Raw genomic sequence first — 21,686 nt, forward strand, 5'->3', positions numbered from 1 at the left:
CGCCTGTTCCAGAGCTCGATGGTTAACCTGAGCCAAACCTTCTGGCAGACTCAGGGCCTCGTTCAGGAATGGATACCGTACGCCTCATGTCCCGCTTGTCCGACTACACCGATGCCGACATCCTCAAGATCATCACGGACGAAGAATACGTAAGAATCAGCGGCTCGCACCGCAACGGTGCTTCGCTGCACGAGCTCAAGCACAAGTGCGGCATGGTGAGCCTGAAGAACTCCAAGACACTGCTCAGCGACAAGCGCGGTTGCGCGTTCATTCCCTGCCATCCGCGAGGCGCGCTGAGCCTGCTGCATCTGCGCTCGGTCGCCAGGGCGCATGGTCTCGATGACGTGCGTCATGAGCGTCAGGACGAAGTGCCGCTGGACCGTCTGGTCATCTCGGCCCAGGACCCATTGAGCTGGCACAAGGGCGAGGAAGTCATGCGCCAGAGCTGGTACACGGTCCGGGCGAGGGCATTCTCGGCCAAGGGCGGCACGTTCTTCCAGTCTGACGACACCCGACGCAAGGCTCCCGCAAAGGCGCTCGAGCAAACCCAGCTTGCCCAGCTCTGCGCTTCAAGGGGGCTGGTCCCTCCCACGCAGGCCCCGGCGCGACGTATCGCCAAGGCGGCTTACGTGCACATCGCGTGTGGCGAGGAAGTTCCCCTGCGTTTCAACGAGCTGTTGGACTGGCAAGAAGGCAAATGCCGGCACTGCAACCCGCCGCAGGTTACCTTGCTGGCGTCCTTCAGCGCTTTCCTCGACGATATGCAGATGGAGTTCCCCGGTTCGCTCAAGCTGATGACAGGCAGGGAACAGGTGGACCGCGGTCAGAAAGTCGTGATTCGCTGCCAATTGTGTGGCGGGCAGAACGCGGCAAGGTCGTATGACCATGTGCGCTACCGGGGCTTCACCTATTGCGACAATGCCAGCTGCGACAACAGCTATCCGGCGCAAGACATCACGCACCAGGATGAGTCCTACTACATCCGTGTGTTGCAGGACGCAGGGGTCGATAACCTTGCGCAGGCCCAACGTCGCTTTCCGCGTGCAATGCGGCATCTCAGTTCGGTGTCGAGGCGTAATGGCGATGAAACCGCGAAGAACAAGTACCTGGCCGTCTGCCAGGCGTTGGCGTTCGTCACCAATGCGCGCCCGGCGGACTATACCGAAGATGAGCTCATCGTCGCGTTCGAAGCGGCGATCAGCGCAGGAGCAATGAATATCGGCCACATCAGGGCCGCCTTGCCTGCGGGTATCAACAACTTCATTACACGCCGCATGGCGGTGGGGGACGCGGTACATCATCGGGTGCTCGAGCACATCGGCTTCGCGTTCAAGCGCGAGCACGACATCCGGACGTTCGACGATGCCGTCACCTTTATCCGCGACAAAGGCTGCGCCAGCTGGAGTGAGTTCGTGTCGCGTTTCCCTGGCGCGACCGAAAGCACGATCAACGCCGGCCTGAAAGATGAAGTGATGGCCGAGTTCGGCTGGAAGGCGCTGATCAATCACTCACGACTCAGTGATGAAGAACTGCTGGAGCGGGTGGCCGCCCTTTGCCGGGACGAGGCGATCCTCAGCCTGAGCCAGCTCGAGCGTGCCCATGGCAGCCTGGTCCGCAATATCCGTGAACGTGATCTCAGCGACGAGATGTGCAAACGGCAGGGGTTCGAGCAGGTGTCCAACTGGCAGGGGATGCGTTTCGAAGAGCTGCTCGCGTTCCTGCGCGATTGCGCCTACACCTCTTCAAGCGACTGGCATGGGTCTTCTTCGGGGTCGTACAAGTATGCCGTGGCGCAGGACTGGCTCCAGGACCTCTCCACGCAGATGGGCTGGGGCAAGTACAAGTCGCTGAGCGGTTCGCGCTATGACTCGCTGCCTGAAACGGTCGTGGCCAATCTGCTGCACCTGTGCGACTACAGGTATCGCGCCCACCCGGCAATCCATCAGTTCCCTGGGTTTGGCGGCGGGCGGTCCACCGGTGATTTCCGGCTGGAGGACCCTCTTCTCTGGGTCGAAGTATGGGCGTACGGGGTGGATGAAACTGCCCCGCGTGGGGCGTTCGTGGACTACCCGCGCCGGCGCCGCTACAAAGAGGCGAAGTACCAAGAGCACGACATGCCGCTGTGCAGCATCGAGGGTGGGCTTTTCTACCGTAACGGGTGCGTCCCGGGGGCTCCGTATCCGCGAGGATTGAGCGGTTTCGTGCGCCATGTCTGTGATCGCCTGACACGCCATGGTTACCCCGTCACTTACAGTACCGAATTGGTTCACACGTTGAGGAAGTCCGTTTCCAGCCTGAGCGATTCACCTGCAATCGATCTTTAGCGGGGCACCGGGCCAAAGATTGCTGGCCGAGGTATGATGCGCCCCCGCTTTTGGAGCCGCCTCATGGCCAAAGACATCGACAACCCCTGCGTCTCGCTGTGTCAGCTCAACAGCGAGTTGTGCGTGAGCTGCGGCCGCACCCGGGACGAGATCCGCAAGTGGCGGGGCATGAAGCGCCCGGAAAAAATGGCGACCGTGCAGCGGGCGGCCACGCGCATGAAGGCCATCGTCAAGAAGAATGCCAAGCGTCAGGCCTGACGCATCAGGGGGTATTGAAGGGGAGATCCGAGGGATCGAACCTGTCCTGGGTGCTCATGCGGATATCGCGCAGCTTCAGCGTTTGCAGGTGGGACGTGTACAGGCCCTGCGCGCTGTAGTTGACCAGCAGCGAGCGACGGCGGGCGCCACTGGTGTTGAGGCTGGCCGCGTGCACCAGGTCGACATCGAACACCAGGATGTCGCCGGCCAGGCCGGACACGTGCACGGCGCGGGACTCGTCGCCGAAGTCGAAGGGTGGCTCGCCCGGTAGCGGGCGATGGCTGCCCGGGACGATGCGGGTCGCGCCGTTGGCGGGGCCATAATCATCCAGGTAGACCAGGGCACCCACCATGTCGCCGGGGCGTTGCGCGCTCAGGTCGCGGTGCAGTTGCTGATGACCGCCACCGGCAAGGGGTTCGCGCCCCTCCACCTGGGCGAGGAAGAAACGCTCTCCGATCAGCTCGCCAGCCGTCGCCAGCACGCACGGTAGCCGGCACACCGCCTGGATCAGCGGATCGCAGTCCAGCTGCGAATGACGCCAGTCCTGGCCACGTGGCACTGGCCATTGCCCCGAGGGTTTCACCCCGGCATCGAACACGGCGCGCAAACCTTCCAGCCAGGCAGCCGGAATCGCTCCGCGTAGCAGGGCATAACCGTCTCGATGCAGCCGCTCGCGTTCGTTCATCGCGTTTCGCAATCCTTGTCATCCGTGCGCCGGGCAATGGTAGTGACTGGGGCGTGCTTTTGCGAGTGCATCCAGGAAACACCAATCGCTTCTAGACTTGCGCTGATGACGGGCACCCATTTGGGGGAGCGACGAATGCGCAGACTGTGGCGAAAGTACCTCGACCTGCTGGAAGCGGACCTGAGCACCAAGGTGTTCGACAACTTCAAGAACCTGCTGGTGTGTGCCTTGCTGTTCGCGGCAGGCACCGAGGCCATCCATGGCGACCACCAGATCCTGCTGGGGCTGTGGGTGTCGAGCCTGAGTGGCTGGGGGCTGATCCTGGTGTCGGCGGTGCTGTTGCTGCTCAATGTCAGCGACACCTTGCATCGTCTGGCCAAGCTGCCCTATCACACGGTGTTGCAGGTGGTGCTGTGCCTGCTGTACCTGATCCTGGCCTCGCGGGTGGTGGAGATCGTCTGGAGCTTCCGCGCGGCCTAGTGTCCTGTCTCGGAAATAAGCTGTTCACTTTTGGCGGCGTCTTGGGCGCCCGGCCAGCGTTGCCACTCCTCGCCATAGCCCTGCTATGACTCGTCGCGGCGCCTCGGCCGAACACCCAAGCCACTCGCCAAAAGAGAACGTATTTCCGAGACAGGACACTAGAACAGCGCCTTGGGCATGAACACCAGCCTGATCGGCACGTCGTGCTTGTAGGTTGCCGCCGCAGGGCCGGCGTCGGCCGTGAAGTCCGGGTGCCAGGCGCGCAGTTCGTGGTCGGACAGCCATTCGAGTTGCAGCTGGTTCTCCGGCGCCGCCGTGTCGAACTGCACCAGCGGATTGACCGCCGACTGGCATTCGGCCGACTGGCCGGGCTCGAGCACCGAGACCTGGAGCTTCTCGCTCCAGGCGAGCGCGCCGCTCTGCGGGCACTTGCGCACCTCGACGTGGTAGCGCCCGTTGGGTGACGGCAGGTCGGCGACGATCTGGTCGGGGCCGCAGGCGGCCAGCAGGGCAGTAGACAACAGCAGGGGCAGGGCGGTCTTGTTCATAGCGGCACTCCGTGCGCCTTGGCGCCCGACCGGCGGTATGCCGGGCAGGCATCGTCGTGATCGAAGGAAACCATAGACCAGGGAAGGTGGTCGTGGGGCGTATTGGCCCGGCCTTGCCGGGCATCGCCAGCAAGGCTGGCTCCTACCGGTGAATCACTGGCAGCGCGCGGTCAACACTTCCCGGCAAAAATCCCGGATAATGCCCGCCATTCATTTGTTCCCGCCCGCTTTCTGGTACCCCCGCGCATGGAAATCAAGGTCAATTTTCTCGACAACCTCCGTCTCGAAGCCAAGTTCGACGACTTCACGGTGATCGCCGACCAGCCGATCCGCTACAAGGGCGACGGCTCGGCCCCAGGGCCGTTCGACTACTTCCTGGCGTCGTCGGCCCTGTGCGCGGCGTACTTCGTCAAGCTGTACTGCCAGACCCGCGACATCCCCACGGAAAACATCCGCCTGTCGCAGAACAACATCGTCGACCCCGAGAACCGCTACAACCAGATCTTCAAGATCCAGGTCGAGCTGCCCGAGGATATCTCCGAGAAGGACCGCCAGGGCATCCTGCGCTCGATCGACCGCTGCACCGTCAAGAAGGTGGTGCAGACCGGCCCCGAGTTCATCATCGAGGAGGTCGACAACCTCGACGCCGACGCCCAGGCGCTGCTGATGCCGGTATCGGACAGCACCACCTACATTCCGGGCAAGGACCTGCCGCTGGAGCAGACCATCGCCAATATGTCGGCGATCCTGGCGGGCCTGGGGATGAAGATCGAGATCGCCTCGTGGCGCAACATCGTGCCCAACGTCTGGTCGCTGCATGTGCGCGACGCGCAGTCGCCGATGTGCTTCACCAACGGCAAGGGCGCCACCAAGGAAGCCGCGCTGGCCTCGGCGCTGGGCGAGTTCATCGAGCGGTTGAACTGCAACTTCTTCTACAACGACCAGTTCTGGGGCGAGGACATCGCCAACGCGCCGTTCGTGCACTATCCGAACGAGCAGTGGTTCAAGCCCGGGCCCAAGGATGCGCTGCCGGCCGAGATCCTTGACGAGTACTGCCTGGAAGTCTTCAACCCGGACGGCGAGCTGCGCGGCTCGCACCTGTACGACACCAACTCGGGCAACAAGGAGCGCGGCATCTGCTCGCTGCCATTCGTGCGCCAATCGGACGGTGAGACGGTGTACTTCCCGTCCAACCTGATCGAGAACCTGTACCTGAGCAACGGCATGAGCGCCGGCAACACCCTGGCCGAGGCGCAGGTGCAGTGCCTGTCGGAAATCTTCGAGCGGGCGGTCAAGCGCGAAATCCTCGAAGGCGAGCTGTGCCTGCCGGATGTGCCTCAAGAGGTGCTGGCCAAGTACCCCGGTATCGTCGCCGGTATCCAGGGGCTGGAGGAGCAGGGCTTCCCGGTGCTGGTCAAGGATGCGTCGCTGGGCGGCGAGTTCCCGGTGATGTGCGTGACCTTGATGAACCCGCGCACCGGTGGCGTGTTCGCCTCGTTCGGCGCCCACCCAAGCTTCGAGGTGGCATTGGAGCGCAGCCTCACCGAACTGTTGCAGGGGCGCAGCTTCGAGGGCCTGAACGACCTGCCGCAACCCACCTTCGAAAGCCACGCGCTGACCGAGCCGAACAACTTCGTCGAGCACTTCATCGACTCCAGCGGCGTGGTGTCGTGGCGCTTCTTCAGCGCCAAGGCCGACTTCGAGTTCGTCGAGTGGGACTTCAGCGGCCATGGCGAAGACTCCAACGTGCAGGAGGCGCAGACCCTGTTCGGCATCCTCGAGGACCTGGGCAAGGAGGTGTACATGGCCGTGTACGACGACCTCGGCGCCACCGCCTGCCGCATCCTGGTGCCAGGCTACTCGGAGATCTACCCGGTCGAGGACCTGATCTGGGACAACACCAACCGGGCGTTGGGTTTCCGTTCCGACATCCTCAACCTGCACCAACTCGACAACCGTTCGCTGAAGCTGCTGCTCAAGCGCCTGGACAATGCCGAGGTGGACGACTACACCACCATCACCACGCTGATCGGCGTCGAGTTCGACGACAACACGGTCTGGGGCCAGCTCACCATCCTTGAGCTGAAGCTGCTGGTCCACCTGGTGCTGCAGCGCTTCGAGGACGCCAAGGAACTGGTCGAGATGTTCCTGCAGTTCAACGACAACACCGTCGAGCGCGGGCTGTTCTACCAGGCGCTCAACGTGGTGCTGGAGGTGGTGCTGGACGATGAACTGGAGATGGCCGACTACGAGTTTAACTTCCGCCGGATGTTCGGCAACGAGCGGATGGACGCGGTGCTGGGGTCGGTGGACGGCAGCGTGCGCTTCCATGGGCTGACGCCGACCAGCATGAAGCTGGAAGGGCTGGACCGGCACCTGCGCCTGGTCGAGAGCTACAAGAAGCTGCACGCGGCGCGGGCTCGTGCGGCGGGGTTGGCTGGTTGAGGTATCCGGTTGCTCCAAGGCGTTCGACGGTCGTGTCGCAGCGCGTTTGAGATCGAGCGCCGCTCGTGCGGCGCATCGCGGATAAATCCGCTCCTACCAGGGCCCGTTATGCCTGGATGGGACACGGTTGCCTGGCGGGTGTAGGAGCGGATTTATCCGCGATGCGGCGCTCGATCTGCAGAGCACTGCAACGCCGCTGCCAAGCACCTGCTCGCCATCACGCGATCAAAACCATCCAAATGAGCGCGACACTGCGCCACGCTTGTCAGGCCGACCCCAAGGTCACATGCTGACGCCCACGTCACCGTGCGTTACACGGATCGTTGTCGATGTCTCGACCAAGGAGGTCAAGGTGAAAAGAAAACTGCTGGCAGCGTCGGCGCTGCTGTGGATGTTCTCGCTGAATGCACAGGCGGACTGCGCGGTGCTGGGCCCGTGGGAAGACCCGTGCTCGGGCGCGGTGCTTGGGCCAACGGTTTGCGTGTGCGAGCGTTGATGCCCTTTTTCTGATGACAAGGAGGTTGCCAATGAAGAAAGCGTTGCTGGCTGTGCTGTTGACCTGGGGCGTCGCGCTGACCGCCCAGGCGTCCTGCCCGGTGTTCGGCCCATCCAAGGACCCGTGTGCGGGGCCGGTGTTCGGGCCGTCCACCTGCGTCTGCCCTTGAGCTGATCGAGGGATATGAGAAAGGGCCGCTTTGCGGCCCTTTTGCGTTGTGCAGGGTTACTCGGTGGCGGAAAAGGCGTCGTGATACCGCACTGTGCCCTGCGCCATCGCGTCGTCGAAGGCCAGGGCCTGGAAGTACTCGGCAGGGACGCCCGGCAGCGTCAGCCCCGGTTGGGGCTTGAAGCCGAACCTGGCGTAGTACGCCGGGTCACCCAACACCACGCAACCGGCACCGCCCATGCGCTGCAACTCGGCCAATGCGGCCTTCATCAGCAGCGACCCGATGCCTTGGCCCTGGCGGGCCGGCAGCACCGAGATCGGCCCCAGGCCGAACCAGCCGCTCAGGCCTGATGACAGGGTCACCGGGGAGAGTGCGACATGGCCAACCAGGCTGTCGCCCTCGACGGCCACCAGCGACACGCTGAGTTGCCCCGCCCGGCGCAGGGCGTCGACGATGAAGTGCTCGGTATGGCTGGAGTGCTCGGCGTTGGCAAAGGCCGCCTCGGTCAGGCGGTTGATGTTGGGGATGTCTTCAGGTCGTTCGTTGCGCAGTGTGATGTTCATATTCAATCGCTTTGTTTTTGCAGGATGAACAGGTGATAGCCGTACTCGCCGAGGTGGCGCGCATGGATCTCCAGTTCGCGGGTGATGTCGGCCAACGCCTGGGAGGCGAAGGCAGTATTGTCCAGCGTGGCCAGGCGTTCCCGCAGCGGGCCGAGGTAGTTGTCCCAGGCCTGCTGGCTCATGGGGAAGTGCTGCAGTACCCGGTAGCCCAGTTTGCCGATGGCGGTCAGGCGTGATGCCACGTTTTGCAGGTCGGGGTAGTTGGCCTGCCAGAACGCGCCGGCCTCGTCGGATAGCACATCGGCGACCTGGACCAGATCGCTGACCACCAGCACGCCCTGTGGCGCCAGGAACGCTCGCCAGTACTTCAGGGCCTGGGCGAAGCCCATGATGTAGGCGCAACCCTCGGCCCAGATCGTGTCGAACTGCCCGGCTGCGAACGGCAGCGCGGTCATGCTCGCGCACACCTGGCGAACGCGCGCTTGCAGCCCCTTGGCCGCGAGCGCGTCGCCCAGGCGGCCGAGGTTGTGTTCATCGTTGTCCAGTGCGGTGATGGCGGCATGGCCGTGTGTTGCCAGCAGTGTGGTGCTGGCGCCTCGGCCGCAGCCGATCTCCAGCACCTTGGCTGGCGCGAAGGGCAGGGCCTGCAACGCTGCCAGGGTGTCTTCGGGCGAGCCGGGCCCGAGGCGCTGAAGGCCTTCGAACAGGTGCTCGAAGTCGGCCATGTAGCGTTCGTGTTCGTTCATGTCCTTCGATAACCATTTCAGGCGCAGGGCCTGTTTTTCGTTGAAGCCCTGCTTGCGCAGCCAGGCCAGGTGGGCGCCCGGCGCTTGATGTTCCAAGGCTTGGTGCCAGGGGCGCATGGAGGCCCGGCCCAGCATCGCGGCCAGCAGTTCCCGCGATTGCTGGCGGACGGCGATTTCTTCATCCAGCGTGCGCAGGCGGGCGAGCAGGGTGGGCCTGTCGATACGTGCCCCAAGGCACGCCTGGCATTCCTTGAGGGTCAGGCCGCCCGCCTGCAACTGCTGCAGCAACCGCAGCTGCTGCAGGTCCGCATCGCTGTAGCGGCGGTAGCCATTGGCCTCGCGGCTGGACCTGATCAGCCCGAGCTTTTCGTAATAGAGCAATGTCGAACGGCTGAGGCCCACCAAGGCCGCCAGTTCGGAAATGCGATACATCGGCGTTCACCTCACTGTGTTGGGGGCGACCTTGAACTATGAAGTTATAGACAGGTAAAGGGGGTGGCCTGTTGGTTTTTGATGGGGGGTTTGCCGGAAGAGATGCAGGGGTTGTGAGATCGAGCGCCGCCCGTGCAGCGCATCGCGGATGAATCCGCTCCTACACGTTTGTTGCAACGTGGCCTGTTGGTACGACGCGCTTGCTACCTGCCTGTAGGAGCGGATTCATCCGCGATGCGCCGCGCGGGCGGCGCTCGATCTGACCCGCAACCACAAGTCCTGATCCAGCCGGTACAGCTGTGCTATCACTACAGCATTCCACATGGAGGCCGGGGGGCCCGTGATGAAGCGCCTGTTCTTCCTGCTGCTTGTGTGTTGCACCCTGCTGCCGGCCTGGGCCTTGGGCAACGAACCCGTGGGCACTAACACCGACGGCACACCTGGCGAACCCGCCGAGCTGCGCATCGCCAACCGCAGTATCTTCACCTTCCATGCCACGTTGCTTGGCGAGACCCCCGCCGCACGGGCACAGCGGGCCGCCATGGTGATCGACGACGTGTTGCGTGGCACCGACGAACTCAAGGTCAGCGTCGACCCGATCATGCACAGCCACCTGGTGCTGCTGGGCGGGCGGCGTGCGTTCATCGTCGCCCCCCAGGACCTGGGGCTGGAGGGCGGCGACACCCGCGCGGCGGCCGAGCAGGCCGCCGCCGTCCTGCGCCAGGTCGTCGAAGAGTCGGGCGAGGCGCGCAACCTGCATTTCCTGTTCAAGGCGCTGGGCTACTCGGCGTTGGCCAGTGTGATCTACCTGGCGCTGATAAAGGCCGCCAACCTGGCGCGGCGCAAGCTGCGTGGCCGGCTGCCGCAACTGATGCGCGAGCGCGCCTACCAACTGCGCGTCGGGCAACTGCCGTTGTTCGACATGCAGTACGTGTACTTTCTGATCGACCGTCTGTTGCGCCTGCTGTACTGGGGCGTGGTGCTGCTGCTGAGCTACCAGTGGCTGAGCTTCGTGCTGTCGCAGTTCCCTTACACCCGGCCCTGGGGCGAAAGCCTCAACGTGCACCTGCTCGACCTGCTGCGTTACCTGCTCGATGGCATCCTCCACGCCATCCCAGGTATCGCCGTGGCCGTGCTGATCTTTTTCATCGCCCGTGGCATCAGCGGGTTCAGTCGCCGCTTGCTGGAGCGCATGGCGCGCCCAGGGACGCTCAACTGGCTGACGGAAGAAACCCTGCAGCCCACCACGCGCCTGACTTCGCTGGCGATCTGGCTGTTCGCCCTGGTGATGGCCTACCCGTACCTGCCGGGCTCGGGGACCGATGCCTTCAAAGGCCTGTCGGTGCTGCTCGGCCTGATGATCTCCCTGGGTGCCTCCAGTGTGGTGGGGCAGGCGGCGGCCGGGTTGATCCTCACCTACTCACGCACGCTGAAGGCCGGGGAGTATGTGCGCGTGGGCGACAACGAGGGCACGGTGACCGAGGTGGGCATGTTCAACACCACGATCCGCACCGGGCTTGGCGAGGTGCTGACCTTGCCCAACTCGATGATTACCGGCTCCGTGACGCGCAACTATTCGCGGGTGGTCCAGGGCCAGGGCTATATCGTCGACACCGTGGTCACCATTGGCTACGACACACCCTGGCGCCAGGTCGAGGCCATGCTGATCGAGGCCGCGACGCGCACCGAGGGGATCGTCGCCACGCCCAGGCCGCAGGTGTTCCAGACTGGGCTTTCGGACTTCTATCCCGAATACCGCCTGGTGGCCCAGGCGATCCCCAGCGAGCCGAGGCCACGGGCGGAGCTGCTGAGCCTGCTGCACGCCAATATCCAGGATGTATTCAACGAACATGGCGTGCAGATCATGTCGCCGCACTACCTGGGCGACCCGGCGCAGGCGAAGTGGGTGCCACGGGACAAGTGGTTCTCGGCACCTGCCCGGGATCCTGGCGAGGGCAGCGAAAAGAACTGACCCGCCGCGCACTCACACGCTGCGCGTCAGCCCGCCATCGACCTTGATGTTCTGCCCGGTGATGTAGGCGGCGCCGTCGCTGGCCAGGAAGGCGATGGTGGCGGCGATCTCCTCGCTGGTGCCGTAGCGCTTGAGCGGCACGCTGTCGCGGCGTTGCTCGGTGGCCGGCAGGCTGTCGATCCAGCCGGGCAGGACGTTGTTGATGCGCACGTTGTCGCCGGCGAACTCGTCGGCGAAGATCTTGGTGAACGCCGCCAGGCCTGAGCGGAACACCGCGGAAGTGGGGAACAGGGCGCTGGGTTCGAAGGCCCAGGCGGTGGAGATGTTGATGATCACCCCGGCCTTCTGCCGTTGCATGATCGGTGTCACCAGGCGGGCCGGGCGGATGACGTTGAGCAGGTAGGTGTCCATGCCCTTGTGCCAGTCCTCGTCGCTGATCTCGAGGATCGGCGCGCGCGGGCCGTGGCCGGCGCTGTTGACCAGCACGTCGATGCGCCCCCACTTGGCCATGACGGTGTCGACCAGGCGTTGCAGGTCATCCACCGACTGGTTGCTGCCGGTGATGCCCACGCCACCCAGTTCATCGGCCAGGGCCTCGCCCTTGCCCGACGACGACAGGATCCCGACCTTGTAGCCGTCGGCGGCCAGGCGCCGCGCCGCGGCCGCCCCCATGCCGCTGCCACCGGCGGTGATGATCGCTACTTTTTCGACTGACATGCTGCCTCCAGGTAAATGCCTTGACTGAGGCTGTAACCCTAGCAGCACGACGTGGGGCGAGGGAGGCAGCCGGGCTTTGCAGAGCCAGTAGCTCAGCTATCGGCTACCTGTTCCAGCAACCAGGCCTTGACCCGCTGCAAGGTCGCCGGCTGTCGGGGCTTGCGTGGCCACACCAGGTAGAACGCCTTGTCCAGGCGCAACTGTTGGGGGAAGACCTGCACCAGCCTGCCGGCGGCGAGGTCGGCCGCGACGAAGGCATGGCTGGCCAGGCAGATGCCCTGGCCGTTGACGGCGGCCTCGATGGCCAGGGCGGTCTGGTTGAAGCGCATGTGCCTGGCGCTGACCGGGGCGTGTCCGGGGTACAGGGTGGCGGTGAACTGGGGCCAGAAACCGTGGGCGTCGTGAAGCCAGACGAAGCTTTGCAGGGCCTCGAAACTGTCTGGCAGGCCCTTGTCCGCAATCAACTGCGGGCTGGCCACTGCGACGATATGCTGCTCGAGCAGCAGTTCGGCGTTCAGCCCGGCGCCGAAGGGTAGCTGGCCCTGGCGCACGGCGAGGTCCACCCCATCGGTCTGGAAGTGCGACAGCCGGTCGGTGGCGAGCAGGCGCAGGTCGATCTGCGGGTTGTCCTCGGCGAACGCCCCCAGCCGGGGTATCAGCCATTTCGAGGCGAAGGTGGGGGTGACGCTGACCGTCAGGTGGGTCGGCGCTGGCCTGAGCAGGCGGGTGGCCTCGTCGATCATCGCCAGGGCGTCGCGCACGCTGGCGCTGTAGGCCAGGCCTGCGTCGGTCAGCCCCAGGCCCCGTGGCAGGCGTTCGAACAGGCGAATCTCGAGGCTGGCCTCCAGGCCGCGGATCTGCTGGGCAACCGCGGCCTGGGTCACCTCCAGCTCTTCGGCGGCCAGGCGAAAGTTCAGGTGCCGGGCCACCACCTCGAACATGCGCAGGGCGTTGAGTGACGGCAGTGACGGGAATCCAGCAGGCATGGCGATGGCTGTTCTATCGACGGGAGCGTGTGTGCCGAGACTAGCCTTGATGCCTGGGTAAAGGAACCCATGCCAGTAGAAAAACCATCACCTAGATCGCGTACTGGGCAATGCCGTTGCCGAACGACCAGTTCTCCTTGCGCACTTCGACGAGGTTGATGAACACATCTTCCGGGCGTACGCCTGCCTCTGCGTTCAACCCTTCGGCGATGGCCTGGAAGAGCGCTTTCTTCTGCTCGACCGTGCGCCCCTCGCTGATGGTGAGCTGGATGAATACCTGGCCGTCGGTGCGCTGTATGCCCAGATATTCGCGGTCATTCACCAGGCGGTCGTCGTCGTGTTCGGTGAGCACCTGGAAGTTGTCGTGCTCTGGCACATTGATGGTGCGTTTCATGGCCGCGAACACCACCTGCCCGAGCTTTTCCAGGTGCGTGCGGTCGGGGTGGCGGCGGATGTCGATGCGTACGAGAGGCATGTGCAGCTCCTTGAGGGTGGCAGAGTATAGGCAACAGCATGGCCCCCTGTAGGAGCCAGCTTCGCTGGCGAACCGGGCCGACGCCTGTCTCGGATCCGTGCACGACGCTGTTCGCCAGCAAGGCTGGCTCCTACGGGTGCCGGATATGGAGAACAGCATGGCCCCCTGTAGGAGCCAGCTTCGCTGGCGAACCGGGCCGACGCCTGTCTCGGATCCGTGCACGACGCTGCGCTGGCGAACCGGGCCCGACGCCTGTCTTGGATCCGTGCACGACGCTGTTCGCCAGCAAGGCTGGCTCCTACAGGGCAGCGGGCTACCGCCTGGTTGCTTTGCCGCCCGGCACATGCAGGTAGGACATCACGCTTTCGGTCAGCTCGGTCGCCAGTTTCACCGCTTCCTTGTTACGTGCCATGACCCCGGCCACCAACCCTTCGATCAGCGCCAGCACGGCGATGTTGGAACTGGTCAGCACCGGGTGATCGGCGGGGGCGTACAGCACATGGCGGGCGATCGGTGCCAGGGGCGAGGCGGGCGAATCGGTGATTGCCAGCACCGTGGCATTGCGCTCATGGGCGAACCGCGACAGTTGCAGGGTGTCCTGGGAATAGCGGGGCAGGGCGATCGCCAGCAGCACATCCTGCTCGGTGATCGCGGCCAGGCGGTAGGCGGCATTCTCGTTGCCGCCTTCCATGCTGATGGCGCAGGCGTCCTGGCAGAACGGCACCAGGGTCGACGCTGCCAGCCCGGCCAGGTACACGCTGTTGCCGAAACCCAGCACATACACCTTGCGCGCACCGACCAGGCTGCTGATGAAGGCCTCGAAGGCCTCGGCCTGGTTGTTGCTGGCCGTGGTCGCCAGGTTGCTGGTGGCGCTCTGGATCTGCTCATGCAGGCCGAAGTCGCCGCCCGGGCGCTGGGCCAGTTCGTTGCGCAGCTTGTCCACTGGCGAGACCATCTGCTGCAGGGTCGTGACCAGCTCGCTCTTCATGCCGCTGTAGCCGCCGAGGTCGAGGGCCTTGGCCAGGCGGTTGACCGCCGCCGGCGAGGTGGCGGTGGCCTGGGCCATCTCCTCGATGGTCAAGGTCGCGGCCTTGAGCGGATGGCGCAGGATGTAGTCGGCGACCTTGCGCAGCGAGGGCGGCAGCTCGGCCAGGCCCTGCGACAGCTTGCGCAGGACCGGTGAGGCATAGACGGTGGTGTTCTTCGAATGGCTGGTCATCCGCGGCGAGGCTCCTGTAAGCGTGGCCGTAGTGTATCCCAAGGCATTTCCCGGCGCGGAGCCGGGAAGTGCAGAGGCTTACTTGAGGCTGCCGGCGAGGAACTGGCGCAGGCGCTCGGACTGTGGCCGGGCGAGCACCTCGCGTGGGTCGCCACACTCTTCGGCCAGGCCCTTGTGCAGGAACAGCAGCTGGTTGGACACCTCGCGGGCGAAGCCCATCTCATGGGTGACCACGACCATGGTCCGGCCTTCCTGGGCCAGGTCCTGCATGACCTTCAGCACCTCGCCCACCAGCTCCGGGTCGAGCGCCGAGGTAGGCTCGTCGAACAGCATCACCTCCGGCTCCATGGCCAGCGCCCGGGCAATGGCCACCCGTTGCTGCTCGCCGCCGGACATGTGCGCCGGGTAGGCGTCGCGCCGGTGGCTGACACCGACCTTGTGCAGGTAGTGCTCGGCCTTTTCACGCGCCTCCTTGCGGCCCATGCCCAGCACCTGCACCGGGGCTTCCATGACGTTCTCCAGCGCGCTCATGTGCGACCACAGGTTGAAATGCTGGAACACCATGCTCAACCGCGCGCGCAGCCGTTGCAGTTGGCGCGGGTCGGCGGCGCGCAACCCGCCACGCGGGCAACTGCGCAGTTTCAGTTGCTCGCCGTTGACCAGGATCTGCCCGGCGTTGGGCTGTTCGAGCAGGTTGATGCAGCGCAGGAAAGTGCTCTTGCCCGAACCGCTGGAGCCGATGATGCTGATCACGTCGCCGGCGTTGGCCTGCAGGGAGACGCCGCGCAGCACCTGGTGGTTGCCGTAGCTTTTGTGCAGTTGCTGGATGTCGAGTTTGTTCATGTGTCGATTCCCGTGGTGTCAGTCGCTGAGCAAGCGACCCTGGCGGATGGGTGTGCTGCCGGCGACCTTGGCCAGCCACAGGCCGGGCTGGGCGAAACGCAGGCGTTCGCGGGCATAGAGGATGCCGTCGGTGCTGGCGTGGACCACGCTGTGGCGGTCGCTGAGCGGATCGATCACTTCGAACAGCGGATCGCCGGCCCGCACCTTGGCCCCCAGCGGCTGCAGGAAGCTGACCACGCCTGGGTGTTCGGCGTAGGCGTACTGGGCGCCGGCGAACGGCGTGGCCGGGCAGTGGTGATCGGGCGCGGCGGGCCACGGGCCGTCGATCAGGCCCTGGTCGGCGAGGTAGCCGAGAATCTGCTCGGCGCTGGCCTGGCACTGTTCGCGGCCGGTGTCGGCCATGCCGCGCAGTTCGATGGTGGTGGCCACGCAGGCCAGGGGGATGTCGGCTTCGGGGAAGTACTCGCGCAGGTGCAGCCAGGGCGCCGCGCAGGCTTCATCGAAGGCATCGCCACCGGCGCCTTCGGCCAGCAGCGCCGTTTCGGCGCCCAGGCGTGCGGCCAGTGAATGCAGCTGCGGCCAGTGCTGGGGCATGGCGTAGAGCAGCATCACCGACTCGAAATCGCAGTGCAGGTCCAGCACCAGGTCGGCGTCGCAGGCGTGTTGCAGCAGCAGGCGGCGCAGGCCGTCGAGCTCGGACCTGGCCGGCGGCAGGTCGGCGAGCAGGTCGAGCATGGCCTGGCGGATGGTCGCCACGTTGGCGTCGCCATCGCCACCCAGCCGGCCTTGCAGGTGCGCCGCCAGCGCCTCGGTCAACGCCGGGAATTCGCGGTTGAAGTTCTTGCCGCTGTCGAATTCGAAACGGCCCTGGTGGGTGGCCTGGAACATCTGGCCGATGCCGATCGGGTTGGCCAGCGGCACCAGTTCGATCACCCCGCTGAGCCGCCCTTGGGCTTCGAGCTCGAGCAGCCGGCGCTTGAGCTCGACCGCCACGCGCATGCCCGGCAGCTCGTCGGCATGCAGCGAGGCCTGGATATAGGCCTTGCGCGGGCCGTTGCCGAAGCGCAACACGCGCAGGCTGCGCTGGGTGCCGCAGGTGCTCCAGGGCAGAGTGTGGTCAATGTGCTGCATGGGAAGCTCCTTAGTGCTTGCGCGGGGCCAGGTAGGCCAGCCAGCGGCGTTCGGCCAGCTTGAACAGGCGCACCAGCATGAAGGTCAGGGCCAGGTAGATCAGCCCGGCGGTGATGTACGCCTCGAAGGGCAGGTAATAGCGGGCGTTGAAGGTCTTGGCCGCGCCGGTGATGTCGACCAGGGTGACAATCGAGGCCAGGCTGGTGGTCTGCAGCATCATCAGCACCTCGTTGCTGTACTGCGGCAGCGCCCGGCGCAGGGCCGACGGCAGCAGGATGCGGCGGTACAGGGTCAGGCGCGACATGCCCATGGCGCGGGCGGCCTCCAGCTCGCCCCGGGGCGTGGCCCTGAGGCTGCCGGCCAGCAGCTCGGCGCTGTAGGCGCTGGTGTTGATGGCGAACGCCAGGCAGGTGCAGAAGGTGGCGCTGGACAGGTACGGCCACAGCGGGCTCTGGCGCACCGCCTCGAACTGCGCCAGGCCGTAGTAGATCAGGAACAGCTGCACCAGCATCGGCGTACCGCGGATCACATAGGTGTAGAGCCAGGCCGGCACGCGCAGCAGGCAGGACCGCGAGACGCGCATCAGTGCCAGCGGGATCGCCAGCGCCAGGCCGCAGGCCAGGGAGATCAGCAGCACTTTCAGGGTCAGCGCGATGCCACCCAGGTACAGCGGCAGGTTCTGCCAGATCAGTTGATAGTCGAGCATCATCGAAGGCGTCCTCTCACAGCTCGGCGGCTTTGACACCGACCGAATAGCGCTTCTCCACACCTCGCAACAGCACCAGTGACACGCTGGTCAGCAGCAGGTACAGCCCGGCCACGGCGAGGAAGAAGGTGAAGGGTTGGTGGGTGGCGTCGGCGGCGTTCTTGGCCTTGAACATCATGTCCTGCAGGCCGATCACCGAAATCAGCGCGGTGGACTTGGTCAGCACCAGCCAGTTGTTGGTGAAGCCCGGCAGGGCCAGGCGCACCATCTGCGGCACGCTGATCCGCCAGAACACCTGCAGGCCGCTCATGCCATAGGCCGCGCCCGCTTCGGCCTGCCCGCGGGGGATGGCCAGGAAGGCGCCGCGAAAGGTCTCCGACAGGTAGGCGCCGAAAATGAAACCCATGGTGCAGACCCCGGCGATGAACGGGTTGATGTCGATGTACTGCTCGTAGCCCAGCGCCAAGGCCAACCGGTTGACCAGGTCCTGGCCGCCGTAGAACACCAGCAGGATCAGCACCAGGTCGGGAATGCCGCGCACCACCGTGGTGTAGACATCACCCAGGGTCGCCAGCCATTTCAGCGGTGACAGGCGGCAGGCCGCGCCGATCAGGCCCAGGGTGATGGCCAGGGCCATCGCCAGCAGGGCCAGGCTGACACTCAGCCACGCGCCGTCGAGAATGCTCGAGGCATAGCCGTGAAGCATGATGGAAGTCCTCGTCGGGCGGGGTTATTGGCCGTAGATGTCGAACGGGAAGTACTTGCTCTGCACTTTCTGGTAGGTGCCATTGGCGCGGATGGCGGCGATGGCGGCGTTGAACCTGGCCAGGTTGGCGCTGTCGCCCTTGCGCACGGCGATGCCGGCGCCGCGGCCGAAGTACTGCGGGTCGCTGATGTCCGGGCCGACCAGGGCGAAGCCTTGGCCCGCCGGGGTCTTGATGAAGCTCTCCGTGGTGTTGACGATGTCGGCGAGGGTGGCGTCCAGGCGCCCGGCCACCAGGTCGAGGAAGGCTTCGTTCTGCGAGGCGTAGCGCACCACTTCGACGCCGGCGGGCTCCAGTTGCTCGGTGGCGTAGCGGTCGTAGGTGGAGGCGCGCTGCACGCCGACCTTGCGGCCCTTGAGGTCGGTGACCGGGTCGTTGAGGAGGCTGCCGGCCTTCATCGCGAACTTGCCGGGGGTGTGGTAGTACTTGTCGGTGAAATCGACCGATTTCAGGCGGTCCTCGGTGATCGACATGGACGACAGCACGGCGTCGATCTTGCGCACCTTCAATGACGGAATCATCCCGTCGAACTCCTGGATGACCCACTGGCATTTCACCTGCATCTGCGCGCACAGGGCGTTGCCGATGTCGTAGTCGAAGCCGGCCAGCTCACCTTCGGGGGTGCGGTAGGAGAACGGCGGGTAGGCGGCTTCGATGCCGATGCGCAGGCTGCCTTCGTCGGCTTGTGTGAGTGCGCTGCAGGCACAGAGTGCCAATGCGCCGAGAAGTCCGGTCTTGTTCATATTCTTGACTCCGGTGGGTAGGGCGGTGCCTGCCATGGCCCGTTGCGGGCGATGGAGCAGGTGAGTCAGAAAATGACATGAATTATTTCACAAATCAACATAGTGAAAATATTTGTGTCAGTCAGGCGACTGATGGTTGTCCGAACAGGCAATGGATTTGTCGGGTAGTCGGGTGATGGCGACCAGTTGCCCGGCTGAGGTTTTGTGGTGGTGCATGGATCGAGCGCCGCCTACGCGGCGCATCGCGGATGAATCCGCTCCTACAGTCTGTTTCGGGCCAGTCATGCCTGTGCCAGAGGCGATGCCTCGTAGTAAGAAACAGGGCGGTCTCCGGCACTCTCCCAGACAAAACTGGCCCGAAACAACCGGTAGGAGCGGATTCATCCGCGATGCGCCGCGTGGGCGGCGCTCGATCTGATAGGCGCTGAAGATTGTGTGGCTGGCCCCCTTGCCCACAAAGCGATCAGCCCCCTTCAACGCAAGCGCAACACCCGATCCAGCGACCATCTCCCGCCACCCCGGGCAACCAGCAGCAGAAGCAGGCCAGCCCAGGACAGGTGGGTGGGCCAGGCATCGGGGTAGACGAAGATCTCGATCACCGTGGTCATGCCCAACAGGGCCAGCGCCGACAGGCGGGTGAACAGGCCCAGCACCAGCAGCAGCGGGAACAGGTGCTCGGCATAGGTCGCCAGGTGGGCCGTCAGCCAGGGTGACACCAGCGGCAAGGCATAGTCGCTCTGGAACAACTCATAGGTGCCGGGGGTGATGGTGAGTAGCCCTTCGACCTTGGTGCGCCCGGACAGAAAGAAGATCGAGGCGATGCCCAGGCGAGCGACCAGGCACAACAGGCTGTCGCTCAACAGCCGTTGCAGCCAGTCGGCAAGGCGGTTCCAGTGCTGGCGCAAGCCATGGGCTGACGTGCTGGCGTGGGTGATGTCCATGACGGCTTCCTCAAGCGAAGGTGAGTGGGCGAAAGACCCGGGCTTGCAACAACCGGCCGAGCAGGTCGTTGAAGTCCAGGTCGGGTTGGGTCTGTTCGGCGTGCAGCGACGCCTGTTCCAGTGGCTGGCCAGAGGCGCAGGCATCGAGGAAGGCGCAGCCGCCGAGACCGATTGCCTGGTGCGCCACGCCGTCGCGGTCACCGCTGAACAGCACACCTTCGGCGGCCCAGGGGTGATCCTGCGGCCATGGCAGGTGTTCGCGGCTGTGCTGCCAGAGGCTGTAGGCTGGGTGCGCAGCGAACCACTGCCAGCGTACGCCGGCACGCGGGCGCAGCAGGCTGCGGGCAAGGTCACTGGCGGTCATGCCCGCCAGGTCTGCCAGTTGCAGGCAGGGATCGTCGGGTGCGCTGAAGGCTTGGTTCCAGGCGAAATCCAGGCGCGCGACGTCCGCCAGGTAGACCAGATGGTGAAAGGCCTGCAGATCGTCGAGAAAGGCTGGGAACGCCGCGCCGTAGTGGATCAACCGTGGGTCGCAGGGGGGCGACTGCTGGGCGTAGGCAGCGGCGGCATCGTGCATCCATTCGGGCCCGACCAGCGTCTCGACGCTGGGGAAGTTGGCGCGCAGCGCATCGACGCAGCCGGCCAGCACGGTGTTGCGGTACACCGCGAACGCCGCTTGCTCGGTGAGTGCCGCCAACTCCGGGGCAGGGCGCAGGTACAGGGCGTCGACGAACGCGGTCTGGAACTGACCAAGTCTGAGGTTCATGGCAGGTCTCCGGTCACGATTACCTGGGCAATGGCGCGCTCGGCCAGCAAGTCGTCGAAGGGGGGGATGTTGCCGTCGCGTTCGATCAGGGTCGGCCGTGGGCCGATCCGCTGGATCAGTTGCCGGTACAACATCCACACCGGCTCGGCGATGCGGGCGTCATGGGAGTCGATCAGCAGGGTGCCCTGGTCGTCATGGCTGTGGCCGGCCAGGTGCACTTCGGTGACGGCCTGGGCAGGGAAACGTGCGAGGTAGTCCTGTGCGCTGAAACCGAGATTATGGGCACTGACGTGCACGTTGTTGACGTCCAGCAGCAGGCCGCAACCGGTGCGGCGGACCAGTTCGCCGAGAAAGTCGATCTCGTCCCAGTCGTGGCCGTCCAGGTGCAGGTAGTGGCTGGGGTTCTCGATGGAAATAGCGCGCCCCAATGCCTCCTGGGTGCGCTGGATATTCGTGCTGATACGGGCCAGCGCTTCGTGGCTGCGGGGGAAGGGCAGCAGGTCGGGGTGGTACTGGCCGCGCCAGGTCGACCAGGCCAGGTGCTCCGACACCAGTGCCGGGCGCACCTGTTCGATCAACAGGCGCAGGCGGCGCAGGTGTTCGATATCCGGTTCGGCGTCCGCCGCCAATGACAGCGCGACACCGTGCAGCGACAGCGGATGACGCTCGGCCATCCGCTGCAGCCAGGCAAGGCGCGGACCACCGACCATGTAGTTCTCCGGATGGACTTCGAACCACAGCCCATCGGCGCGACAGGCCAAGGCCTGGGCATAGTGCTCGGCCTTGAGCCCGAGCCCGGCGCCCATCGTCGTGATCACGTTCATGGTCGGCGGCCTTTGTTCAGGACTTGATCGGGGTGAGCGAACCCATGCCGTTGGGGGTCTGGATCGACGTGCAGGTGCCGGTGGGGACGTTCTTCCAGTGCATGCCGTCGTAGTCTTTCTTGGCGCTGCCGGCGCAGGTGGTGCCGGCGCCGGCCTTGCAATCGTTCTTGCCGGCCATGGCGACGCCGTAGCATTTCTCCATGGCGGCGCCGGTGCCGGCTGGCTTGGTGTCGTCGGCCATGACGGTGCCGGCCAGTGCGGCAAGGGCGAGGGCGGCAGAGGCGAGGGCGAGGGTTTTCATGGTGGTGCTCTCCAGGGGAATTGGCCGAGGCGGTTTACCGGCGGCTCATGGAGTAGTTCGTGGCGGGGGCGGATCGGGTTACAGGCGCAGGAAGTTTTTTTGTTCTTTTGCCTTGAGATTGTCTGCGCCTATGAGATTGAGCGCCGCGCGCG

At 65.0% G+C, this 21,686-nt stretch carries 24 protein-coding genes; 7 read left to right on the forward strand and 17 right to left on the reverse strand.

The genetic code is table 11. The features are described from left to right. The first annotated feature begins 86 nt into the window (after positions 1–86). Together P5705_RS17800 and P5705_RS17805 are read left to right on the forward strand one after the other, a co-directional pair. Entirely contained in the window at positions 87–2,324 is a 2,238-nt protein-coding gene (locus P5705_RS17800; RefSeq protein ID WP_277462185.1) for a hypothetical protein, read from the forward strand. Positions 2,325–2,387: 63 nt separating this feature from the next. Then, positions 2,388–2,582: a DUF1289 domain-containing protein gene (locus tag P5705_RS17805; protein ID WP_277462186.1), complete on the forward strand. Its 195-nt coding sequence runs from the start codon at positions 2,388–2,390 to the stop codon at positions 2,580–2,582. A 4-nt stretch (positions 2,583–2,586) separates the two neighbouring features. On the opposite strand, the gene P5705_RS17810 is transcribed toward P5705_RS17805, so the two are convergent. Further along, positions 2,587–3,267, reverse strand: a complete 681-nt coding sequence (locus P5705_RS17810) for a phytanoyl-CoA dioxygenase family protein (RefSeq protein WP_277462187.1) — start codon at positions 3,265–3,267, stop codon at positions 2,587–2,589. A gap of 135 nt (positions 3,268–3,402) precedes the next feature. Between P5705_RS17810 and P5705_RS17815 the strand changes: the two genes are divergently transcribed. Further along, a complete protein-coding gene (locus P5705_RS17815) occupies positions 3,403–3,747 on the forward strand; it encodes a hypothetical protein (RefSeq protein WP_277462188.1) in 345 nt (114 codons plus the stop codon). Between the two features lie 158 nt (positions 3,748–3,905). Here P5705_RS17815 and P5705_RS17820 read toward each other — a convergent pair whose 3' ends face one another. Beyond that, a complete protein-coding gene (locus P5705_RS17820; protein ID WP_277462189.1) occupies positions 3,906–4,295 on the reverse strand; it encodes a hypothetical protein in 390 nt (129 codons plus the stop codon). Between the two features lie 246 nt (positions 4,296–4,541). Here P5705_RS17820 and P5705_RS17825 point away from each other — a divergent pair, with 246 nt between their 5' ends. The 3 genes from P5705_RS17825 to P5705_RS17835 all read left to right on the forward strand — a co-directional run bounded on the left by P5705_RS17825 (position 4,542) and on the right by P5705_RS17835 (position 7,405). Then, entirely contained in the window at positions 4,542–6,740 is a 2,199-nt protein-coding gene (locus P5705_RS17825; RefSeq protein WP_277462190.1) for an OsmC domain/YcaO domain-containing protein, read from the forward strand. Positions 6,741–7,092: 352 nt separating this feature from the next. Next, positions 7,093–7,236 (forward strand): PA0050 family protein, encoded by a 144-nt coding sequence (locus P5705_RS17830; RefSeq protein WP_086009444.1) that lies wholly within the window; start codon positions 7,093–7,095, stop codon positions 7,234–7,236. 31 nt (positions 7,237–7,267) lie between these two features. Then, on the forward strand, positions 7,268–7,405 hold the full coding sequence (locus P5705_RS17835; RefSeq protein WP_011534434.1) for a PA0050 family protein: 138 nt from the start codon (positions 7,268–7,270) through the stop codon (positions 7,403–7,405). Between the two features lie 56 nt (positions 7,406–7,461). On the opposite strand, the gene P5705_RS17840 is transcribed toward P5705_RS17835, so the two are convergent. Both P5705_RS17840 and P5705_RS17845 read right to left on the reverse strand, forming a co-directional pair. Beyond that, positions 7,462–7,968: a GNAT family N-acetyltransferase gene (locus P5705_RS17840; RefSeq protein ID WP_277462191.1), complete on the reverse strand. Its 507-nt coding sequence runs from the start codon at positions 7,966–7,968 to the stop codon at positions 7,462–7,464. Positions 7,969–7,970: 2 nt separating this feature from the next. After that, positions 7,971–9,146, reverse strand: a complete 1,176-nt coding sequence (locus P5705_RS17845) for a MerR family transcriptional regulator (protein WP_277462192.1) — start codon at positions 9,144–9,146, stop codon at positions 7,971–7,973. A gap of 343 nt (positions 9,147–9,489) precedes the next feature. Between P5705_RS17845 and P5705_RS17850 the strand changes: the two genes are divergently transcribed. Then, the gene (locus P5705_RS17850; protein ID WP_277462193.1) at positions 9,490–11,118 is read left to right on the forward strand and encodes a mechanosensitive ion channel family protein; all 1,629 of its coding nucleotides are present in this window, start codon (positions 9,490–9,492) and stop codon (positions 11,116–11,118) included. 12 nt (positions 11,119–11,130) lie between these two features. On the opposite strand, the gene P5705_RS17855 is transcribed toward P5705_RS17850, so the two are convergent. The 13 genes from P5705_RS17855 to P5705_RS17915 all read right to left on the reverse strand — a co-directional run bounded on the left by P5705_RS17855 (position 11,131) and on the right by P5705_RS17915 (position 21,534). Further along, a complete protein-coding gene (locus tag P5705_RS17855; RefSeq protein ID WP_277462194.1) occupies positions 11,131–11,835 on the reverse strand; it encodes an SDR family oxidoreductase in 705 nt (234 codons plus the stop codon). A gap of 92 nt (positions 11,836–11,927) precedes the next feature. Next, complete coding sequence (locus P5705_RS17860; RefSeq protein WP_277462195.1) at positions 11,928–12,821, reverse strand: LysR substrate-binding domain-containing protein; 894 nt, start codon at positions 12,819–12,821, stop codon at positions 11,928–11,930. A gap of 91 nt (positions 12,822–12,912) precedes the next feature. Continuing rightward, entirely contained in the window at positions 12,913–13,296 is a 384-nt protein-coding gene (locus P5705_RS17865; RefSeq protein ID WP_277462196.1) for a tautomerase family protein, read from the reverse strand. A 313-nt stretch (positions 13,297–13,609) separates the two neighbouring features. Next, the gene (locus P5705_RS17870) at positions 13,610–14,515 is read right to left on the reverse strand and encodes a MurR/RpiR family transcriptional regulator (RefSeq protein WP_277462197.1); all 906 of its coding nucleotides are present in this window, start codon (positions 14,513–14,515) and stop codon (positions 13,610–13,612) included. Between the two features lie 78 nt (positions 14,516–14,593). Continuing rightward, entirely contained in the window at positions 14,594–15,358 is a 765-nt protein-coding gene (locus P5705_RS17875) for an ABC transporter ATP-binding protein (RefSeq protein ID WP_277462198.1), read from the reverse strand. 18 nt (positions 15,359–15,376) lie between these two features. Further along, a complete protein-coding gene (locus tag P5705_RS17880) occupies positions 15,377–16,489 on the reverse strand; it encodes a succinylglutamate desuccinylase/aspartoacylase family protein (protein WP_277462199.1) in 1,113 nt (370 codons plus the stop codon). Between the two features lie 10 nt (positions 16,490–16,499). After that, positions 16,500–17,198, reverse strand: a complete 699-nt coding sequence (locus P5705_RS17885) for an ABC transporter permease (protein WP_277462200.1) — start codon at positions 17,196–17,198, stop codon at positions 16,500–16,502. A 13-nt stretch (positions 17,199–17,211) separates the two neighbouring features. Next, a complete protein-coding gene (locus tag P5705_RS17890; protein ID WP_277462201.1) occupies positions 17,212–17,901 on the reverse strand; it encodes an ABC transporter permease in 690 nt (229 codons plus the stop codon). 24 nt (positions 17,902–17,925) lie between these two features. Beyond that, a complete protein-coding gene (locus P5705_RS17895; RefSeq protein ID WP_277462202.1) occupies positions 17,926–18,702 on the reverse strand; it encodes an ABC transporter substrate-binding protein in 777 nt (258 codons plus the stop codon). Positions 18,703–19,175: 473 nt separating this feature from the next. After that, entirely contained in the window at positions 19,176–19,643 is a 468-nt protein-coding gene (locus P5705_RS17900) for a DoxX family protein (protein ID WP_277462203.1), read from the reverse strand. Positions 19,644–19,653: 10 nt separating this feature from the next. Beyond that, positions 19,654–20,409, reverse strand: a complete 756-nt coding sequence (locus tag P5705_RS17905) for an HvfC/BufC N-terminal domain-containing protein (protein ID WP_277462204.1) — start codon at positions 20,407–20,409, stop codon at positions 19,654–19,656. Continuing rightward, the gene (gene bufB, locus P5705_RS17910; protein WP_431196958.1) at positions 20,406–21,233 is read right to left on the reverse strand and encodes an MNIO family bufferin maturase; all 828 of its coding nucleotides are present in this window, start codon (positions 21,231–21,233) and stop codon (positions 20,406–20,408) included. Before bufB ends, P5705_RS17905 begins: the two co-directional genes overlap by 4 nt. A 16-nt stretch (positions 21,234–21,249) precedes the next feature. Next, positions 21,250–21,534, reverse strand: coding sequence for a BufA1 family periplasmic bufferin-type metallophore (locus tag P5705_RS17915; RefSeq protein ID WP_277462205.1), 285 nt, complete (start codon positions 21,532–21,534; stop codon positions 21,250–21,252). Positions 21,535–21,686: the final 152 nt, after the last annotated feature.

Origin of the sequence: Pseudomonas entomophila (assembly GCF_029478665.1) — a bacterium.
In the GTDB taxonomy this organism is placed as follows: domain Bacteria; phylum Pseudomonadota; class Gammaproteobacteria; order Pseudomonadales; family Pseudomonadaceae; genus Aquipseudomonas; species Aquipseudomonas entomophila_F.

Bases quoted from the DNA above. Each gene is read 5' to 3' on its own strand.
- P5705_RS17835 (WP_011534434.1), top strand. From the start codon at position 7,268: ATGAAGAAAGCGTTGCTGGCTGTGCTGTTGACCTGGGGCGTCGCGCTG.
- P5705_RS17805 (WP_277462186.1), top strand. From the start codon at position 2,388: ATGGCCAAAGACATCGACAACCCCTGCGTCTCGCTGTGTCAGCTCAAC.
- P5705_RS17905 (WP_277462204.1), bottom strand. From the start codon at position 20,409: ATGAACCTCAGACTTGGTCAGTTCCAGACCGCGTTCGTCGACGCCCTG.
- P5705_RS17825 (WP_277462190.1), top strand. From the start codon at position 4,542: ATGGAAATCAAGGTCAATTTTCTCGACAACCTCCGTCTCGAAGCCAAG.
- P5705_RS17845 (WP_277462192.1), bottom strand. From the start codon at position 9,146: ATGTATCGCATTTCCGAACTGGCGGCCTTGGTGGGCCTCAGCCGTTCG.
- P5705_RS17915 (WP_277462205.1), bottom strand. From the start codon at position 21,534: ATGAAAACCCTCGCCCTCGCCTCTGCCGCCCTCGCCCTTGCCGCACTG.
- P5705_RS17890 (WP_277462201.1), bottom strand. From the start codon at position 17,901: ATGCTTCACGGCTATGCCTCGAGCATTCTCGACGGCGCGTGGCTGAGT.
- P5705_RS17885 (WP_277462200.1), bottom strand. From the start codon at position 17,198: ATGATGCTCGACTATCAACTGATCTGGCAGAACCTGCCGCTGTACCTG.
- P5705_RS17860 (WP_277462195.1), bottom strand. From the start codon at position 12,821: ATGCCTGCTGGATTCCCGTCACTGCCGTCACTCAACGCCCTGCGCATG.
- P5705_RS17875 (WP_277462198.1), bottom strand. From the start codon at position 15,358: ATGAACAAACTCGACATCCAGCAACTGCACAAAAGCTACGGCAACCAC.
- P5705_RS17895 (WP_277462202.1), bottom strand. From the start codon at position 18,702: ATGAACAAGACCGGACTTCTCGGCGCATTGGCACTCTGTGCCTGCAGC.
- P5705_RS17865 (WP_277462196.1), bottom strand. From the start codon at position 13,296: ATGCCTCTCGTACGCATCGACATCCGCCGCCACCCCGACCGCACGCAC.
- P5705_RS17810 (WP_277462187.1), bottom strand. From the start codon at position 3,267: ATGAACGAACGCGAGCGGCTGCATCGAGACGGTTATGCCCTGCTACGC.
- P5705_RS17820 (WP_277462189.1), bottom strand. From the start codon at position 4,295: ATGAACAAGACCGCCCTGCCCCTGCTGTTGTCTACTGCCCTGCTGGCC.
- P5705_RS17800 (WP_277462185.1), top strand. From the start codon at position 87: ATGTCCCGCTTGTCCGACTACACCGATGCCGACATCCTCAAGATCATC.
- P5705_RS17855 (WP_277462194.1), bottom strand. From the start codon at position 11,835: ATGTCAGTCGAAAAAGTAGCGATCATCACCGCCGGTGGCAGCGGCATG.
- P5705_RS17850 (WP_277462193.1), top strand. From the start codon at position 9,490: ATGAAGCGCCTGTTCTTCCTGCTGCTTGTGTGTTGCACCCTGCTGCCG.
- P5705_RS17880 (WP_277462199.1), bottom strand. From the start codon at position 16,489: ATGCAGCACATTGACCACACTCTGCCCTGGAGCACCTGCGGCACCCAG.
- P5705_RS17870 (WP_277462197.1), bottom strand. From the start codon at position 14,515: ATGACCAGCCATTCGAAGAACACCACCGTCTATGCCTCACCGGTCCTG.
- P5705_RS17840 (WP_277462191.1), bottom strand. From the start codon at position 7,968: ATGAACATCACACTGCGCAACGAACGACCTGAAGACATCCCCAACATC.
- P5705_RS17815 (WP_277462188.1), top strand. From the start codon at position 3,403: ATGCGCAGACTGTGGCGAAAGTACCTCGACCTGCTGGAAGCGGACCTG.
- bufB (WP_431196958.1), bottom strand. From the start codon at position 21,233: ATGAACGTGATCACGACGATGGGCGCCGGGCTCGGGCTCAAGGCCGAG.
- P5705_RS17900 (WP_277462203.1), bottom strand. From the start codon at position 19,643: ATGGACATCACCCACGCCAGCACGTCAGCCCATGGCTTGCGCCAGCAC.